We start from the raw sequence: 17867 nt of genomic DNA, 5'->3' as shown, positions 1-17867 counted from the left end.
CTAGCGCTTGGGGCCGAGCCCGAGGCTCTGGTAGCCCTGCCCGCGGGTCGGCTTCCTCGACGAGATCACCCGTGAATTGACGCCGTTCCAGCTGATCTCGCCGGACAGCCGCGCGAACTCGATCTTCGGGCAGCGGTCCATGATCACTGCAAGGCCCGCCGCCTCGGCCCTTTCGGCCGCCCCGTCATGGCGCACGCCGAGCTGGGTCCAGATTACCTTCGGCTTGGGGTCCAGGGCCAGCGCCTGGTCGACGATCCCCGGCACGGCGTCGGAGGCGCGGAAGATGTCGACCATGTCGACCGGCTCGGGGATGCTCGCCAGATCGGCATGCACCGTCTGCCCGAGGATCTCCTGGCCGGCGAGGCCCGGATTGACCGGGATGACGCGAAAATCCTTGGCCAGCAGATATTTCAGGACGAAATAGGATGGCCGGTTCTCCTTGGGGCTCGCCCCGACCATCGCGATGGTCTTCACGTTCGTCAGGATCTCGCGGATGGTCGCGTCTTCGTAGCGAAGCGGGGCCGCGCTCATTCGTGCGTCCATTCGGGCTTGCGCTTCTCCAGGAAGGCGCCGATCCCCTCCTCGGCGTCCTTCGCCAGCATGTTTTCGGTCATCACCGAGGCGGCATATTCATAGGCCTCCGACAGGCCCATCTCCGCCTGCCGGTAGAAGGCCTCCTTGCCGATCTTCACCGTCATCGCGGATTTGGAGGCGATGGTGGTGGCGTATTTGCCGACGATGGTGCCGAGATATTCCGGCGGCACGACGCGGTTGACCAGGCCGAACTCGCGGGCCGAGCGCGCGTCGATGGTCTCGCCGGTGAGCAGCATCTCCATGGCGTGCTTGCGACTGAGATTGCGCGACAGCGCGACCATGGGCGTCGAGCAGAACAGCCCGATATTGACGCCCGGCGTGCAGAACTGGGCTTCCTCCGACGCGATGGCCAGGTCGCAGGAGGCCACGAGCTGGCAGCCTGCTGCCGTGGCCAGGCCGTTCACCTCGGCGATCACCGGGCACGGATGGCGCACGATGGCCTGCATCAGCTGCGCGCATTTGCGCATCGTCGCGTCGAAGAAGGCCCGGCCGCGATCGGCATCGCCGCGATGGGCGGTCAGCTCCTTCAGATCGTGTCCGGCCGAGAAGACCTTGCCCGCGCCGGCAATGACGACGACGCGGTTGTCCCGGTCGGCCGCCGCATCGGCGAGCGCGGCCTGGATCGCGTCCATCATCGCCATGGACAGGGCGTTGGCCGGCGGGCTGGACAGGACGATCCGGGTCAGGCCGGTCGCGCGCTGGACCTCGACGGGATGCTGGCCCGCATCGGCGAGTTCGAAGATGTCTGCCATGGCTCGGTTCCACTCGGATGAAGAAGGGTTCGGGCCACCTTGAACAGAAACGCCCGCCCCACCGCAAGATCGTAGCGTGTTCCGACCTCGTCGACCCACGCGATCGTCAGCCAGACTGGCCTTTCGCCGATCCCGAAGCTAGGACAAATCCGGTGGCACCGGGCGGTCCGGCCGGTGCCCGGGAAGAACCGGGGGGACGCGCGTGCAGCCGATCATGACCAGGGCCGAGCTCGAGGGCTTTCTCGACACCAACTTTCCGCAGCTCGGCGGACGCGACGGCGGCTTTTCGATCGTGGATGTCCGCCCCGGCGCGGTGACGATGCGCCTCGACGCCGGCGACCGGCATCTGCGGCCGGGCGGCACCGTGTCGGGACCTAGCCTCTTCGCCCTCGCCGACGTGGCTGCCTATGTCGCCATCCTCGGCCATATCGGGCCGGTAGCCCTCGCCGTCACCACCAATCTGTCGATTAACTTCCTGCGTAAGCCCGAGCCCGGCGGCATCCTCGCCGATGCCCGGCTTCTCAAGCTCGGCAAGCGGCTGGCCGTCGTCGACATCTCCCTGTCGAACGCGGCCGACGCAGCGCTGGTCGCCCATGCCGTCGCCACCTATTCGATTCCGCCGCGCTGAGGGCGCGAAACGACGCGGTATCATGATACCTTGACCGCCCGATCCCCTGCAAGACAAGGGCTGGCGGCGGCAGTCGGAATGCGTTTTGGCGTTGACAGATGCGCCGCTGGCCCGTATGTCCCGCACCACGAAGAGCGGGCAAGCGCCGCCTTTCCAAGATCGGCGGCCATCGCGGCCGGCTACGATGCTCACGCACACCCAAGGGCAGAACATGAAAACCTTCTCGCAAAAGACCGAGACGGTGGAGAAGAAGTGGATCCTGATCGACGCCGAAGGGCTCGTCGTGGGTCGCCTCGCCTCGATCGTCGCGCTTCGCCTTCGCGGCAAGCACAAGCCCACCTTCACGCCGCATGTCGATGATGGCGACAACATCATCATCGTCAATGCCGACAAGATCGTCCTGACCGGCAAGAAATACGAAAACAAGACGTATTACTGGCACACCGGTTATGCCGGCGGCATCAAGGAGCGCAAGGCGCGCCACATCCTCGAGGGCCGCTTCCCGGAGCGCGTCGTCGAGAAGGCCATCGAGCGCATGCTGCCCCGCGGCCCGCTCGGCCGTCGCCAGCTCAAGAATCTCCGCGTCTACGCCGGTGCCGAGCACCCGCACGAGGCGCAGTCCCCCGAGACGCTCGACGTCCGGGCCATGAACTCCAAGAATTCGAGGGCCGCATAATGTCCCAGCTCTCTTCGCTCGAAGAACTCGGCACGGCCGACGTCGCCGCACAGCCGGAAGCGCCGGTGCATGTGCAGAAGCTCGACCAGTTCGGTCGCGCCTATGCCACCGGCAAGCGCAAGGATGCGGTGGCCCGCGTCTGGGTGAAGCCCGGCACCGGCAAGATCACGGTCAACGACCGCGACTTCACGGCCTATTTCGCCCGTCCGGTCCTGCAGATGGTGCTGCGTCAGCCGATCGTCGCGTCAGCCCGTGACGGCCAGTTCGACGTCGTCGCCACGGTGGCCGGCGGTGGCCTGTCCGGCCAGGCCGGTGCGGTTCGCCACGGCATCTCCAAGGCGCTGACCTATTACGAGCCCGGCCTGCGCGCGGTTCTCAAGAAGGGCGGCTTCCTGACGCGCGACTCGCGTACGGTCGAGCGCAAGAAGTACGGCAAGGCCAAGGCCCGCCGGTCCTTCCAGTTCTCCAAGCGCTGATCGGCGCGGCGGCCTCGGCCGCCGCCCCCGCGCAAAGATCGAAGCCGCCGGGTGGTCGCCCGGCGGCTTTTTGCTTATGTGGGCACCACAGGCCGGCCTGGCGCATCGGAGCGGCGCCCTCCTCGGCCGCCAATCGCCTGCCGCAATCTCGATGCTCCTCGCGGAAGTGATCATGCCCAGCACGTCCATCGACCATGCCTTCACCGCCCGCAGCGCCACCGGCGCTGCGGGCGACCCGACCTATGCCGGCGTCCTCTCCTTCATGCGGCGGCGCCTGACCAAGGCGGTGGACGGCACCGACGTGACCGTTTGGGGCGTGCCCTTCGACGCCTCAGTATCCAACCGTCCGGGCACGCGCTTCGGCCCGCAGGCCCTGCGCCGCGCCTCGGCCATCTTCGACAACGACCCGCAGTTTCCCTTCGCCCGGGATCTCTTCGAGACCATGCGCGTCGTCGATTATGGCGACTGCCTGCTCGACTACCGGCTGCCGGAAACCGCCCATGCGACCATTCGCGCCGAGGCGGCCGACATCCTGGCCAAGACCGGCTTCCTCCTGACCCTGGGCGGCGACCATTCGATCACCTTCCCGCTGCTCCAGGCCCATGTCGTGCGCCACGGCAAGCTGTCGCTGGTCCAGTTCGACGCCCATCAGGATACCTGGCCGGTCGCCACCGGGGGCGACGGCAATCCCCGCGTCGATCACGGCTCCTTCGTCAAGGCAGCGGTCGATGCCGGCCTCATCGATCCGGCCACCTCGATCCAGGTCGGCATCCGCACCCATGCGCCTGAAGATTGCGGCGCGGCCATCATCGACGGCGAGGCGGTCGAGGACATGACCAGTGCGGCCATCGCCGAGGCGATCCTGACGCGCACGGCCGGCGCGGCCACCTATCTCAGCTTCGACATCGACTGTCTCGACGTCGCCTTCGCGCCGGGCACCGGCACGCCGGTCGCCGGCGGCCCGTCCAGCGCCAAGATGCTGGCGGTGCTGCGACGTCTGGCGGACCTCAGGCTGGTCGGTGCCGATGTGGTCGAAGTCTCGCCGCCCTACGACCACGCCGACATGACTGCCGTCGCCGGCGCGACCATCGCCATGTACGTCCTCGGGCTGCTGGCGCAGAAACACGGCGGATGACGCGCGCCTAGGACTTCAGACAGTGATTCAACGCATTGTCACCTTGAATCAGCAATCGCGGCTAAGCCGCTGAAACGACGCTCCGTAAGCGACTGACATCAATCTTGAGTGGCCTGGCGACGGCTTTTCGATCACCACGTCATCGCCCGATGCGGCCATTTCATCCGATCCCAGACGAGCCCCATGACTCAGACCATCCCCTTTATCGACCTCGCCACCCAGCGTGACCGGATCCGCGACAAGGTCGATCGCCGTATCGCGACCGTTCTGGACCACGGCGCTTTCATCCTGGGACCGGAAATCCGCGAGTTCGAGGCGGCCCTCGGCGCATTCGGCAGGACGACGCACACGCTGTCCTGTGCCTCGGGCACGGACGCGCTCGCGCTGCCGCTGATGGCCTGGGGCATCAAGCCGGGCGACGTGGTCTTCTGCCCGAGCTTCACCTTCGCCGCGACCGCGGAAGTGGTCGCCTGGCTGGGCGCGACGCCATATTTCGTCGAGGTCGACGCCGAGACCTTCAACATTGACCCCGCCCGCCTCGAAGCGGCGATCGCCGAGGTCGCGACAAGCGACGGGCTGACGCCGCGGGCGATCATCGCAGTCGACCTGTTCGGCCAGCCGGCCGACTATCCGGCGCTGCGCCGCATCGCCGACGCGCACGGGCTGAAGCTGATTTCCGACGCCGCCCAGGGTTATGGCGGCACGATCGACGGCGAGATGTCGAGCCGCTGGTCGCATGTCGTGTCGACCAGCTTCTTCCCGGCCAAGCCGCTGGGCTGCTACGGCGATGGCGGCGCGGTTCAGACCGACGACGCCGAGCTCCACGAGATCATGGCGTCGCTGCGGGTCCATGGCCAGAACATCGAAGACAAGTACGACAATGTGCGGATCGGCATGAACGCCCGCATGGACACGCTGCAGGCCGCCATCCTGATGGAGAAGCTGGCGATCTTCCCCGACGAGATCGCCGCGCGCCACCGCATCGCCGCCCGCTATTCCGAAAAGCTCGCCGGCATCGTGACGCCGCAGAAGCTCCTGCGCGACGCGGTCTCGACCTGGGCGCAGTACACCATCCGCCTGCCCGAGGGCACCGACCGGGGCGTTTTCGCCGCCAGCCTGCGGGAGGCCGGAGTGCCGACGGCGATCTATTATCCCAGGCCCCTGCACAAGCAGACCGCCTATGGCCACTTCCCCGTGGCCGGCGGCGAACTGCCGGTCTCGGACGCCCTGTCGCGCGACGTGATCAGCCTGCCGATGCACGCCTATCTGGACGAGCCCACGCAGGACCGCATCGTCGCGGCGGTGGCGGCGGCGCTCGACGCCTAGCAGGCGTTCCTCGGCGTCCTGGTCTGGACGTCGCGCCAGATTGCGATAAACCCCGGCAGCACGACGGGCCCGCGCCGGAGCGGCACGGGGCCCCAGATCCATGCGAGTGCGAGGAGACGGCAATGGCCGACAGGATCAGGATTGGTGTGCTCGGAGCCTCGGGCTATACGGGCGCGGATCTCGTCCGCCTCGCCGCCCGCCATCCGAACATGGAGATCGCCGTCCTGACGGCGAACAGCCATGCCGGCAAGCCGATGCGGCAGGTCTTCCGCCACCTGTCCCATATCGACCTGCCGGATCTGGTGACGATCGAGGAAGCGCCCTGGAGCGAGGTCGACGCAGTGTTCTGCGGGTTGCCGCACGGCACGACCCAGGCGATCACCAGGGAGATCTTCGAGACCTATCCCAGGACGAAGATAATCGACATGTCGGCCGATTTTCGGCTGCGCGACCCGGCCGCCTACAAGGAATGGTACGGGCTCGACCATGTCGCGACCGAACTGCAGGGCGAGGCCGTCTACGGCCTGACCGAGCTCAACCGCGAGGCCATCCGCGACGCCCGGCTGATCGCCTGCCCGGGCTGCTATCCGACCGCCGCGCTCCTGTCGCTGGTGCCGCTGACCAGCGCATCCTTGATCGACGCCACCGACATCGTCATCGACGCCAAGTCGGGCGTGTCCGGCGCCGGGCGCGGCCTGAAGGAGAACACGCTGTTCTGCGAGGCCGGCGAAGGGCTGTCGCCCTATGCGGTGGGCAAGCACCGGCATTCGGCCGAGATCGAGCAGGAGATCGGCCGGGCGGCCGGCATCGCGGATCTGCGGGTGAACTTCACCCCGCATCTGATCCCCATGAGCCGCGGCGAATTGTGCACCAGCTATGTGCGGCTGGCCGCCGGGACGAGCGCGGCCGATCTGCGCGAGCATCTGATCGCAACCTATCGCGATGACCCGTTCATCACCATCCCGGATGCGGACGTCCTGCCCCAGACCCAGATGGTCCGCGGCTCGAACTATGTGGTGATCAATGTCGTGCCCGATCGCATTCCCGGCCGCGCCATCGTGATCTCCACCCTCGACAATCTGGTGAAGGGATCGGCCGGCCAGGCGATCCAGAACTTCAATGTCGCCTACGGGATCGAGGAAACCACCGGCATCGCCCAGCTGCCGCTGTTCCCCTGAGACGGAACAGGGCGGCCGCGTCGCCTCAGGCGGCGGCCCGGTCGAGGCTCTCGATCGCCGCCTCCAGCGCCGCAAAGCAGGCCGGGTCGATCGCCGTGCCGACATCGTCGCGCATGATCGCCAGTGCCTTGGAGACGGGCATCGCCGCGCGGTAGGGCCGCTCGGCGGTCAGCGCGTCGAAGATGTCGGCCGCCGTGATGATCCGCGTGTCGAAGCAGATCGCGTCGCCCGACAACCCGTTCGGATAGCCGCGCCCGTCCAGCCGTTCATGATGGGCCCCGGCGATCCGCGCCATGTCGGCGAAGATGTCGATGCGCGACAGGATCGCCTCGCTGAAGCCCGGATGGGCCTTGATCACCGCCCATTCCTCGGCGTCCAGCTTGCCGGGCTTGTCGAGGATCTGGTTCGAGACGCTGAGCTTGCCGATGTCGTGGAGCAGGGCCACGCGCTTGAGGACGCGGCGGTGGTCGTCGGCCAGCCCCAGCCGCTCGGCGATCATGTCGGTGAACAGCGCGACGCGTTCGCTGTGACCGCCCGTATAGGGGCTCTTGGAATCGACAACCTGGGCGAAGGCCTCGGCCAGGCTGTCCAGGAAGTCCTCGTCAGCGATCTCGGCATTGTTGTTCGGCGCCAGACGGATCACTGTTGCGGCCAGATCGGGCGAATTCAGCGTCGCCCAGAAGGCGGGATCGGCGGCCACGCGCTCGAAGGCCGCGATCAGCGCCGGATCGAACCAGCTGCCGCTGCGCTGGGTCACCTCGCGGATCGCAAAGCCGGAATCGGCGCTGGTGTGGAACACGTCGACCACTTGCGCCACCAGCGCGATGCGGCTGTAGATGCAGATCACCTCGCCCTTCAGGCCGCGGGGCTGGCCCTTGCCGTTCCAGTGCTCATCGAGGTCGAGGATGCCGGTGGCCACCGCCTCGGGAAAGCGCATCTGCCGGACGATGTCGGCGCCGCGGTGACAGCGGGTCTCGATCAGTTCGCGGGAGATGGAATCGCCGCGCGCCATCGCCCCCACCATCGCCCGGAAGCGTTCGGCGAGGCCGGCCTTCAGGCCGGTGTGCTTGAGCATGAAATGCAGAACCTGCGGAAGGCTGTCGCTGACGATCTTGATGTCGCGCTTGAAGGCGATGTCGTCGGTCAGGAAGAGCTGGCAGATCCGCGCGGCATTGCTGCTGCAGCCGATGTCCTTGAGAAGCAGGGTGTAATAGAGGTCGGCCAGAGCCCGTTCCGGCAGGCCGATCTCGCGGCCGACCATCATGCCGATCCAGCAGCAGCGAAGAGCATGGCCCTCGGGCTGGCCTTCGGTGAGATCGAGCGCATAGCTGAGGGCGCTGACGAGTTCGGCCTTCGTCACGCCCTGCCGCGCATCACGTCCCGTCATTGCCTGCATGTCCGCCTCGGCCCGCTTCCCGTGCGGAACACTCGCAGGCGCGGGTTAACGAATGATAGCTCAGCGAGCGCCAAAACCGGCGATGACGCAATCGTGGTGGCGTGTCAGGCCGCCGGCGCCGGCGCGCGATATTCGCCTGTCAGCGCCCGCGCATGGATGACCGCAAGCCCCAGGACGAGGATGCCGCCGGCCTGATGGGCGAGCGCCCAGGTGATGGGCACAGCCAGGAGCAGCGTGGTGATGCCGATCATGGCCTGCACGAGGACCGCGGCGAAGAGCAGCAGCGCGCGCCTGGTGTGCACGCTTCCAGGCGCCTGCAGCATCGATGCGAAGGCATGGATCGCGACCACGGCGAACAGCACATAGGCGCCGATCCGGTGCGTGAACTGCACCGTCATGACGTTCTCGAAGAAGTTCACCCAGGCCGGCTCCATGACGAGCAGGCCATCCGGAACCAGCATCCCGTCCATCAGCGGCCAGGTGTTGAAGGTCAGGCCGGCATTCAGGCCGGCGACCAGCCCGCCCAGATAGATCTGCGCCAGCGACAGCAGCGCGATCAGCCCCGCAACGCCCGCCGAGCCGCCCGAGGGCGGCATGTCGTGGCGTTCGGACGCCAGTCCTCGGGCCACCCACAAGATGGCGGCGAAGATCACGCAGGCAATCGTCAGATGGGTCGCCAGCCGGTACTGGCTGACGTCGGTGCGCTCGGTCAGGCCCGAGGCGACCATCCACCAGCCGACGGCGCCCTGCAGTCCGCCGAGGGCCAGGATGGCGACAAGCCGGGGCTTCAGGAACGGCTCGATCCGTCCGCTCAGCCAGAAGACGGCGAGCGGCATCGCGAAGACGAAGCCGATGGCGCGGGCCAGAAAGCGATGCGCCCATTCCCACCAGAAGATCGTCTTGAACTCGTCGAGGCTCATCCCGAGATTGAGCTGCTGATACTGGGGAATGCGCTGGTAGAGCTGGAATTCCTCCTGCCACTCGGCGGCCGAGAGCGGCGGGACGATGCCGTGGATGGGCTTCCATTCGGTGATCGACAGGCCCGAGTCCGTCAGCCGCGTGGCGCCGCCGACGATGACCAGCGCGAAGATCAGCAAAGCCGTGACGTAGAGCCACCAGCGGATCGCGGCGCGATCGCGAAGACGCGGGGATCGGGCCTCATGGCCGGCGGCGGACTGGAAGATCGTCGTCATGTCGCGTGCCATGTGCACCGAAAGTCGCACGCAATCAAGCGCGCGAAAGTCGCAGGGGCGAGGCTGGCATTGCCGGCGCAGCCGAACTAGACGTCGGGGACGGCAAGGACCGGTTTATGGGTGACGGCACGGCCCTCACCCGCCGGCCACCGCCGCACCAACCGCGAAAGGCGCGCCATGTCGGTCCGAACCAGAAAGCTCATCGGTGCGATCGTCCTGGTCGTTCTGGTCATCGTCTACGCCGTCGTCGCGACGGCCGTGGCGACGGTGTACCTGCCGACCGCCAGCGGCTGGATGCACCTGGCCTATTTCTTCTTCACCGGCATCCTCTGGATCGTGCCGGCAATGTTCATCATCGCCTGGATGGAACGCCTCCCGCGCAACGGCCCGCCGGGCGGCTGACCCGACGGCTCAGGCCCCGCGCGACCCGCGCCGGCCCGCGGCGCATTGCATGAAGATCAGGTCGTCGACGCCCAGCGCGCGCAGTTCCCTGCCGATCGTCTCGTAGCCGCTGCGGCTGCTAGCCAGCCCCGCCACCACGATCGCGGTCTCCTCGTCGAGCAGCGACGCCAGCTCGGCCCGCGAGCCCGCGCCGAGCTGGACGATCGTGCAGTCATAGGCCTCGGCGCAGGCCGCCAGCAGCAGTGCGATGTCGGGCGAGTCCGGCGACGGCGCGGCGCCGTTCGAGGGCACGACATGGCAGTCGCCGCGACTGTCGCGGTGGATGATGTCGGCGAACGGCACCCGGCTGTCCGAGAATTCGCGCAGACCGGGACTGTCCGGCGCAATGCCTGTTTCTGCCGCGATCCGTTCGTCGCCGGAAAGATCGATAAGGATGCAGGACAGGCCGGTCCGGGCGATGGCGCGGGCCAGTTCCACCCCACCGAAGCAGCCCGTGTCGGCATCGGCCGACAGCATCACCAGCCGGGCGATGGCACTGCGGTGCAGAGCCATGACCAGTTCGCGCGCCGTCACCACCTGTTCGAGCTGGCCGCCTTCGTCGTCCGCGGTGTCTGCAGGGCTGTCGTCCGCCATGTCCATGGCACTCGCTCTGGGGGAAGGGACGTCCCTCTCAGGGAACCGGCGGGCCGGGCGCCCTCGCCCTCCGGCGAAGAGACCGCTCAAGGACGAACCCAGCGCGTGGAGGCTTCCCGCCATCATCGCCCTGCTCTCCCGGGGGCATGGGCCGGCAGCCGGTGCAGGGCAGTCGCCGCGCGGCGCAGCCGGGACGGGATCGGTTCGAGGCAGGACGACATGCGCACTCCGGATGCGTGAGCTTTGCAAGCAACCTGCCATTGCCCGGTAACCGTGCCGTTAAGGGACGGCTCAGCACCCCATCCCGCCGGACGCCTTCCGCCAGTCGGGCTTTTTACGGTCGATTAACCCTAACGGTCTAACAACAAGGTCATGACGGCGCCATGCCAAGTCCGCCGGACTGCCACGGGAATTCAAGCCATGAAGCCGAGACTGGCCTTCATCATAGCGATAGCGATCAGCCTGCCCGGGTGTGCGGCGTACAAGCCCGTGTCGCCAGCCTTCCATGCCATGCTGAACCAGCCCTACCGGATGGACAGCGGCGACGTCCTGCGCGTCACCGTCTTCGAACAGGCCGGCCTGACCGGCGCCTATCCCGTGGACAAGGCCGGCTACGTCGCCTTCCCGCTGGTCGGATCGATCCCGGCCCGCGGTCGCACCACCACCCAGATCGAGGGCGAGATCGCCGACCGGCTGCGAAATGGTTATCTCAACGATCCGGACGTCACCGCACAGGTCGAGACCTACCGGCCTTTCTTCATCATGGGCGAGGTCGCAACGGGCGGCCAGTACGCCTATTTCCCCGGCATGACGGTGCAGAAGGCGATCGCGGTCGCCGGCGGCTTCAGCCCGCGTGCCGAGCAGGGCACCGTCGACATCACCCGCCAGGTCGGAAAGCGCATCGTGTCCGGCCGGGTGCTCGTCTCCGACCCCATTCTTCCCGGCGACACGGTCTATGTCCGGGAGCGCTGGTTCTGACACGGACCGGCTGCGCCGTCGCGACGTAGGCGCGCGGTTGTCCAGCCAGGCTGCCCGCCGTCGCCGGCAGCGGGTCACACATGCGAAGCCGGTCCGCCGGCTTCGACGCGAGAAGCGGGATCAGGTATTGCGTCCCCGCCCCTCGCCGCCAATTGCCTGCCCTGGCTCAAGCATATCTTAGCCCTTTGCGCCCATCCTGTCCGCCCGAAGAGACCATCCGCGACCCCACAACGGGATCGCGTGGGCCGTCGACCCGCCGCGGTCGCGGCCCGAACCGCTGGCGGAATGGGAGCCAACCCGACATGGCGAAGATCGATTACGGTCTGCCGTTCAACGACGAAACGATCGTCCAATTCCCCGAGCCCGAGGGACCGGTCGAGCTCAACGCCTTCGCGGCCAGGGCTGCGGCACAGTACAAGGGCGACTTCATCACGCCTCGCATGCTCTCCGGCATCTGGCGCAGCGTGGAGTTCGTGCTGCTGACGCTGGTGGGTCTCACGGTCTTCGTGAGCTATGTCGGCATCACGACCAATCTGTGGGAATCCTATCTCGTCCTGACGCTGGTCGGCTCGGCCCTCGGCGTCGTCGCGATCAATCTCGCCGACGGCTACGAGCTCTCGGTGCTCAAGGGGCGGGCCGCCGAACTCTGGCGCATCGTCGTGGCCTGGAGCCTGACGCTCTGCCTTCTCACGGTTGGCCTGTTCTTCCTCTACAACGACGCCGCCTATTCCCGCGTCTGGATGGGCAGCTGGTTCGTCGGCGGCGCGCTGCTCCTGGCCATCGGACGCCTGGCCCTGCGCGCCAAGATCCGACGCTGGCTGCGGAACGGCCGCATGGAGCGCCGCGCCATCATCGTCGGCGGCGGTCGCGGTGCGGAAAGCCTGATCCGCAAGCTGGAAGGCCAGCCCGACAGCGACATCCGCATCTGCGGCATCTTCGACGACCGCGACGACCGCCGCTCGCCGCCCATCGTCGCCGGCTATCCCAAGCTCGGCAACATCCGGGAACTGATCGAGTTCGCCCGCCGTACCCGCATCGACATGCTCATCGTCACCCTGCCGCTGTCGGCCGAACAGCGAGTCCTGTCCCTGCTCAAGCGCCTGTGGGTGCTGCCGCTGGACATCCGCCTGTCGGCCCACTCGGCTGAACTGCGGTTTCGCCCGCGGACCTATTCCTTTGTCGGCGACGTGCCGCTGATCGACGTGTTCGACCGGCCGCTGGCGGACTGGGACTGGATCGCCAAGCGGGTCTTCGACGTGATCTTCGCCAGCCTCGCGATCATCCTGCTTTCGCCGGTCTTCCTTCTGACCGCCCTCGCCGTGAAGCTGGATTCCAAGGGTCCCGTGATCTTTCGCCAGAAACGGCACGGCTTCAACAACCACATCGTCGAGGTGTTCAAGTTCCGCTCGCTCTATGCCGAGATGTCCGATCCGCTGGCCCGCCAGATCGTCACCCGGTATGACAAGCGGGTGACCCGCGTCGGGCGCTTCATCCGCAAGACCTCACTCGACGAACTGCCGCAGCTGTTCAACGTCCTGCGCGGTGACCTGTCACTGGTCGGGCCGCGGCCGCATGCCGTCCACGCCATCTCCAGCGGCAACGAGACCTTCGTGGCGATCGTCGACGGCTATTTCGGCCGCCACAAGGTCAAGCCGGGAATCACCGGTTGGGCGCAGATCAAGGGCTGGCGCGGCGAGATCGACGAGCCCAACAAGCTGAAGAAGCGGTTCGAGCACGACCTCTATTACATCGAGAACTGGTCGCTGCTGCTCGACCTCTACATCCTCGCCATGACGCCCTTCAGCCTCATGCGGACGAAATCGGCCTATTAGGACGTCGTGCGGTCCGGATGGCGAGTCCCATGGTCGGGCCGATATTCAAGGCACCGGCTGCGGCACGATCCCCGGCCGGCGCAGCAACTCCCGATCGCCGACCGCGATGAAATACGGATTGCCGAAGACATCCTCGTCCGGCGCCTGGGTGCGGCCATAGGCCAGCGGCGTGCCGTCCAGCGTCACGGTCATGCCGCCGGCCGCGCGCAGCACCGCATCGCCGGCCGCCGTGTCCCACTGCATGGTGCGGCCGAAGCGCGGATAAAGATCGGCCTGCGCCTCGGCCAGCAGGCAGAATTTCAGCGACGACCCGATGGACTTGCGCGCCGCCACGTCGAGGCGGTCGATATAGGCGCGGGTCGCGTCGTCGAGGTGGTTGCGGCTGGCAACGACATCGAGTGCCGGCCCGGCCCTGCGGCAGGCCAGCGCTACGGTGCGGCCGTCGCGCTCCACCACGGCGGGCGTACCTGCCCCGCCATGGTAGATCGTCCCGCTCTCGGGAATGCCGACGCAGCCGAAGACCGGCACCCCCTCCTCGATCACGGCGACATTGACCGTGTAGTCCGGCGTGCCGGCGATGTAGCTCTTGGTGCCGTCGAGCGGATCGACCAGGAGGAAACGCCGGCCGACCGCGGGGACTTCTCCGGCCGAAAAGGCTTCCTCCGCCACGATCGGCAGCGCACAGTCCCGCGCGATCACCGCGACGATCGCCCGTTCGGCAACCTTGTCGGCCTCGGTGACCGGGGATCGGTCCGACTTGAAGTCGACGCCGCGTCCGGACTGCGCGAGGATGGCCGCCATGCCGGCCCGCACGGCCTCCACCATCAGCGCCGTGTCGATCTTGTCCTCGCTCATCGCTCACTCCCGTCAGTTGCCGCTTCGGGCTAATCCGGTTGCCGGCCCGGCCGCAAGCGCTTTCCGGTCTCCCCGAAAGTCACGTTTTGCTAACCCTGACCGCCGATCGCGCAGTTTGACGTGACTTTCCTGAGAGAAAAGTAACTCCCGTGCCCGATGATCGTGTCTCGCGAACCATTTCGGGGACACCAGATCACCGTGCCGCTTCGATCCGTCATCAAGACGCAGAACAACCAGCGCAGGTCCTTCGGGCGCGACCGGTCCGGCGCCACCGCGGTCGAATTCGCGATGGTCGCGGCGCCGCTCTTCATGCTGATCTTCGCGATCGTGGAGACCTTCGTGATCTCCGCCGCCGGCATCCTCCTCGACACCGCCGTCGATGACGTCGCCCGCGAGGTCTTCACCGGCCAGATCCAGCAGGCCGACATCAAGGAAGCGGTGTTCCGCGAGAAGATCTGCGGCAAGGTCGATTTCCTTCTGACCTGCGACAAGCTGAAGCTCGACCTGCGCACCATCCCGGCCTTCGCCGACATTCCGACGGACGTGCCGATGAAGCTGAAGCGGGTGGACGACAGCAGTTTCTGCTTCGATCCTGGCGCGGCCAACGCCATCACCGTGCTGCGCGCCTATTACGAATGGCCCTGGACGGCGTCCTTCCTGCACAAGCTGGCCGCCGATACCGACGGCAACAGCGTCATGTTCTCCATCGCCGCCTTCATGAACGAGCCCTTCGGGGATCGCCTGAACAGCAACGCCAATTGCAGCTGAGGGACCGATGATCGCACAGCTCGCCGTCCCGTTTCGCCGCACACGCGAACGTCTTTCCGCCTTCTGGGCGAACCGCCGTGGCGTCGCCGCGCTGGAATTCGCCATCATCCTGCCGGGGCTGCTGCTGATCTATCTCGGCGGCTTCGAGGCATCCAAGGCGCTGGAGGCGAGCCGCAAGGTGGAATCGACGGCCGAGACGGTCGGCAATCTCGTCGCCCGCAACCGCACGATGACCAGCATCGGGCTCCAGAACATCTACGACATCTCGGCGGCGATCATGGTCCCCTTCCCCACCGAAGGGCTGACCATGATCGTCACCACGGTCAGCGTCGACGCCACGGGCAAGGGCACGGTCGACTGGTCGCGCGCCAATACCGGCCCGGCGCTGAATCCCGGCGACCCCTACACCGTGCCGCCCGAGCTCGTCTTCGACGCCGCGACCTATCTCGTGGTGGTCACCGTCAGCTACCCCTACAATCCGGTCATGGATTATGGTGGGTTCTTCGGCGGCACGAAGATGACCAAGGAATACACCTTCCGGCCGCGCATCAGCAAAAGCATCGTCTGGGACAATTCCTGACGCCGGACGACCCTGATGCTGTCGGCGTTCAGCGCCGGGCGCGGTTCTCACGCCACCAGATGGTCAGGCCGCTGGCGATCAGGATCGCGGCTCCGAGGATGAAGTTCAGGCTGAGCGGATCGCCGAGCAGCGTCACGCTGTAGATGCTGGCGAAGAACACCTGGGCGTAGAGAAACGGCGACAGCGCTGAGGCCGAGGCGTAGGAAAAGCCCTGCACGATACAGAAATGGCCGAGCGCCCCGAGCGTGCCGATCGTCACCATCATCGTAAAGCTGGTCCATGTCGGCGTCTCCCAGACGAAGGGAACGACGAGCGTCAGGAGCACGGCGCCGACGGCGGTCGTGTTGAACAGCGTCGCCGCGTTTTCCTCGGGGCTCGACAGCGCCCGCGTCATCAGGAAATAGCCCGACAGGATCACCGCCGAGAGCAGCGGCAGCAGCAGATACGGGCTGGTATCGGCAAATCCCGGCCGCACGATCAGGAGCACGCCGACGAAGCCGGCGAGCACGGCCGCGATCCGCGGCACGCCGATCCGCTCGCCCAGGAAGATCACCGACAGGACTGTGACGAGCACCGGGGCGAAGAACTGCACCGCCGTCGCGTCGGCCAGCGGCACATGCGCGAAGGAGATGTACATCAGCGTCGTCGCGCAGAGCAGCGCCGCGCCCCGCGCCAGCTGCAGGCCCGGCCGCCGGCTGTGCAGGAAGCTGCGGCCGCGGGTCCTGGCCAGCCAGGCCGTCATCAGAACGGTGTGGAAGAAATACCGCGCCCAGACGATCTCGATGACCGGCAGTTCCCCGGTGAGATGCTTGCCGAAGGTGTCCATGGTCGCCAGCAGGAAGCCGGAGAGGATCGTCAGCAGGATCCCGGCCAGAACGCCGCTGGGCTTGGTCATGAAAGGTCGCGGCTCACATCATGCATGGACCGCTTCTGCCCCGCCCCGGCCGCGAAAGCGAGCCCGGCGATGGCCGGACCCGCGCATTTTTCGACTTCGGCGCACTGGCGCGATGCTGCCCGCATCCCGCGCACCATCAGGCGGCACGCGGGCCGGGCTCCAGCGGGCGCGTGATCAGATCGATCCGGCTTCGACCATGTAGTTGTTGGCGGTGCACATGGCTGCGTCGTCGGAGGCCAGGAACAGCACCATCCGGGCGACATAGACCGGCTCGATCAGGTCCGGCAGGCACTGGCGCGCCTTGTGCCGGTCCAGCGCCTCGGGATTGGCCCAGAGCTGCTTCTGGCGTTCGGTCATGATCCAGCCCGGGACCACCGTGTTGACCCGGATGCGGTGCTCGCCGAGGTCGCGCGCGAAGGAGCGGGTCATGCCGTGCACGGCCGCCTTGGCGGTGGTGTAGGCGGGCATGTTACCGGACGCCTCCCACCAGGAATTCGACCCCATGTTGATGATCGAGCCCTTGCCGGCCGCGATCATGCCGGGCGCGGCGGCCTGGATGGCGAAGAACATGTGACGCAGATTTGTGGCGATGCGCTCGTCGAAATAGTCCGGCGTCACGTCCTCCCAGCCGTGGCGATCGTCGCGCGCGGCATTGTTGACGAGGATGGCCGCGGGTCCGTTTGCTTCGGCGAGCGCCGCGAAGGCGCGCTTGAGATCATCAATGTCGCGCAGGTCGCAACCCTCGAAGCGCACCTGCCGTCCGGCCCCGGACATTTCGCCCGCCAGGGCCGCACCGGTCTCGCGGTCGATATCGACGAAGCCGACCCTCGCGCCCTGTTCGGCGAAGGCACGGACCATGTCGGCGCCGATGCCGGACGCGCCGCCGGTGACGACGACGCTGGCATTTTCGAGACTGGGATAGCTGGCAAAGCGCATGGGTAGTTCCTTCGCATTCCGGAGCGTCATGCGTCTTGAAGGCCGGACAAGAAACGCTCTGTTTGATGGGATATCAGCGGCTGGTAGCATGCCGGGGATGGACGGGCGAGCCTCGGCTCAGACGCCGCGCCCACCCGTCGGCTGCATCAGCGCCCGCACCTGCCGCTCGCTGCGCTGCAGGATGCGGAAGACGTCGTATTTCGCCTGATGAAAGTCGGCCATCCCCCCGCTGGCCGGGGCGGCGCGTGCGTGCCATGGTCTCTTTCCCTTTTCCCCTTCTTAGGGGCGGGATCGAGCGACAGGCAATGACTTCGGTCAAATGCCCGGCCAACAGGGCGGCCCCGGCGGGCGATCTTCCATCCGCGTGTTCATAACTCCAGACATGGTCCTGAAGCCTGCCGGACAGCAAGCATCGCGACGATATCGCCAGATTTCCGGACCGCGCGCGAGCCCGAAAAAACCCCGATCCCGTAGCCGCACACGAATGATGCAGTGCTCGCTAGACTTTAGACCTGTTGCATACCCAGGGGAATCGGGTGAATGAGCTCAGGGTCTGACGAGGCTTGCAAGGAACTCGTCGTCCCATGCTGCGGTCATTCGCCTGAGGCGCTGTGAGTCCTTCCCGGGGTCTCTG

At 66.9% G+C, this 17867-nt stretch carries 19 protein-coding genes; 11 read left to right on the top strand and 8 right to left on the bottom strand.

What is annotated here, in order from left to right; all coding sequences use genetic code 11:
• Both VQ042_RS13925 and VQ042_RS13920 read right to left on the bottom strand, forming a co-directional pair.
• Entirely contained in the window at window positions 1-531 is a 531-nt protein-coding gene (locus VQ042_RS13925) for a CoA-binding protein (protein ID WP_331820243.1), read from the bottom strand.
• Entirely contained in the window at window positions 528-1346 is an 819-nt protein-coding gene (locus VQ042_RS13920; RefSeq protein WP_331820241.1) for an enoyl-CoA hydratase, read from the bottom strand. Before VQ042_RS13920 ends, VQ042_RS13925 begins: the two co-directional genes overlap by 4 nt.
• Before the next feature lie 214 nt (window positions 1347-1560).
• Here VQ042_RS13920 and VQ042_RS13915 point away from each other — a divergent pair, with 214 nt between their 5' ends.
• The 6 genes from VQ042_RS13915 (at window position 1561) to argC (ending at window position 6765) form a co-directional block, all read left to right on the top strand.
• Complete coding sequence (locus VQ042_RS13915) at window positions 1561-1974, top strand: PaaI family thioesterase (RefSeq protein WP_331820239.1); 414 nt, start codon at window positions 1561-1563, stop codon at window positions 1972-1974.
• A gap of 211 nt (window positions 1975-2185) precedes the next feature.
• Entirely contained in the window at window positions 2186-2650 is a 465-nt protein-coding gene (rplM, locus tag VQ042_RS13910) for a 50S ribosomal protein L13 (protein WP_331820237.1), read from the top strand.
• A complete protein-coding gene (gene rpsI, locus VQ042_RS13905; protein ID WP_331820235.1) occupies window positions 2650-3126 on the top strand; it encodes a 30S ribosomal protein S9 in 477 nt (158 codons plus the stop codon). Before rplM ends, rpsI begins: the two co-directional genes overlap by 1 nt.
• 172 nt (window positions 3127-3298) lie before the next feature.
• A complete protein-coding gene (gene speB, locus VQ042_RS13900) occupies window positions 3299-4261 on the top strand; it encodes an agmatinase (protein WP_331820232.1) in 963 nt (320 codons plus the stop codon).
• Window positions 4262-4444: 183 nt separating this feature from the next.
• Window positions 4445-5587 (top strand): DegT/DnrJ/EryC1/StrS family aminotransferase, encoded by a 1143-nt coding sequence (locus tag VQ042_RS13895; protein WP_331820230.1) that lies wholly within the window; start codon window positions 4445-4447, stop codon window positions 5585-5587.
• A 122-nt stretch (window positions 5588-5709) separates the two neighbouring features.
• Window positions 5710-6765 (top strand): N-acetyl-gamma-glutamyl-phosphate reductase, encoded by a 1056-nt coding sequence (gene argC, locus VQ042_RS13890; RefSeq protein ID WP_331820228.1) that lies wholly within the window; start codon window positions 5710-5712, stop codon window positions 6763-6765.
• Between the two features lie 25 nt (window positions 6766-6790).
• Here argC and VQ042_RS13885 read toward each other — a convergent pair whose 3' ends face one another.
• Both VQ042_RS13885 and VQ042_RS13880 read right to left on the bottom strand, forming a co-directional pair.
• Window positions 6791-8161, bottom strand: coding sequence for an HD-GYP domain-containing protein (locus VQ042_RS13885; RefSeq protein ID WP_331820226.1), 1371 nt, complete (start codon window positions 8159-8161; stop codon window positions 6791-6793).
• A 104-nt stretch (window positions 8162-8265) separates the two neighbouring features.
• Entirely contained in the window at window positions 8266-9354 is a 1089-nt protein-coding gene (locus tag VQ042_RS13880; protein WP_442880087.1) for a COX15/CtaA family protein, read from the bottom strand.
• A gap of 177 nt (window positions 9355-9531) precedes the next feature.
• On the opposite strand from VQ042_RS13880, the gene VQ042_RS13875 reads away from it, so the two are divergent.
• Window positions 9532-9756: a DUF2842 domain-containing protein gene (locus VQ042_RS13875; protein ID WP_331820222.1), complete on the top strand. Its 225-nt coding sequence runs from the start codon at window positions 9532-9534 to the stop codon at window positions 9754-9756.
• A 9-nt stretch (window positions 9757-9765) separates the two neighbouring features.
• On the opposite strand, the gene VQ042_RS13870 is transcribed toward VQ042_RS13875, so the two are convergent.
• Window positions 9766-10395, bottom strand: coding sequence for a hypothetical protein (locus tag VQ042_RS13870; RefSeq protein WP_331820221.1), 630 nt, complete (start codon window positions 10393-10395; stop codon window positions 9766-9768).
• A 414-nt stretch (window positions 10396-10809) separates the two neighbouring features.
• Here VQ042_RS13870 and VQ042_RS13865 point away from each other — a divergent pair, with 414 nt between their 5' ends.
• Both VQ042_RS13865 and VQ042_RS13860 read left to right on the top strand, forming a co-directional pair.
• Entirely contained in the window at window positions 10810-11367 is a 558-nt protein-coding gene (locus tag VQ042_RS13865; protein ID WP_331820219.1) for a polysaccharide biosynthesis/export family protein, read from the top strand.
• Between the two features lie 302 nt (window positions 11368-11669).
• Window positions 11670-13199, top strand: coding sequence for an undecaprenyl-phosphate glucose phosphotransferase (locus VQ042_RS13860; protein ID WP_331820217.1), 1530 nt, complete (start codon window positions 11670-11672; stop codon window positions 13197-13199).
• A gap of 45 nt (window positions 13200-13244) precedes the next feature.
• Here VQ042_RS13860 and VQ042_RS13855 read toward each other — a convergent pair whose 3' ends face one another.
• Entirely contained in the window at window positions 13245-14054 is an 810-nt protein-coding gene (locus tag VQ042_RS13855) for a 3'(2'),5'-bisphosphate nucleotidase CysQ family protein (RefSeq protein ID WP_331820215.1), read from the bottom strand.
• A gap of 198 nt (window positions 14055-14252) precedes the next feature.
• On the opposite strand from VQ042_RS13855, the gene VQ042_RS13850 reads away from it, so the two are divergent.
• Both VQ042_RS13850 and VQ042_RS13845 read left to right on the top strand, forming a co-directional pair.
• Window positions 14253-14822, top strand: coding sequence for a TadE/TadG family type IV pilus assembly protein (locus VQ042_RS13850; protein WP_331820213.1), 570 nt, complete (start codon window positions 14253-14255; stop codon window positions 14820-14822).
• Window positions 14823-14829: 7 nt separating this feature from the next.
• The gene (locus tag VQ042_RS13845; protein WP_331820211.1) at window positions 14830-15402 is read left to right on the top strand and encodes a TadE/TadG family type IV pilus assembly protein; all 573 of its coding nucleotides are present in this window, start codon (window positions 14830-14832) and stop codon (window positions 15400-15402) included.
• A 28-nt stretch (window positions 15403-15430) separates the two neighbouring features.
• Here VQ042_RS13845 and VQ042_RS13840 read toward each other — a convergent pair whose 3' ends face one another.
• Entirely contained in the window at window positions 15431-16297 is an 867-nt protein-coding gene (locus VQ042_RS13840; protein WP_331820209.1) for a DMT family transporter, read from the bottom strand.
• Between the two features lie 174 nt (window positions 16298-16471).
• Window positions 16472-17233 carry an SDR family NAD(P)-dependent oxidoreductase gene (locus VQ042_RS13835; RefSeq protein ID WP_331820208.1) on the bottom strand — a complete coding sequence of 254 codons (762 nt, stop codon included), beginning with the start codon at window positions 17231-17233 and terminating at the stop codon, window positions 16472-16474.
• Between the last annotated feature and the right edge of the window lie 634 nt (window positions 17234-17867).

This window comes from Aurantimonas sp. A2-1-M11 (assembly GCF_036549475.1).
In the GTDB taxonomy this organism is placed as follows: domain Bacteria; phylum Pseudomonadota; class Alphaproteobacteria; order Rhizobiales; family Rhizobiaceae; genus Aurantimonas.
The sequence above is the reverse complement of the archived record's forward strand: the minus strand, read 5'-3'. Positions and strand labels throughout refer to the sequence as shown.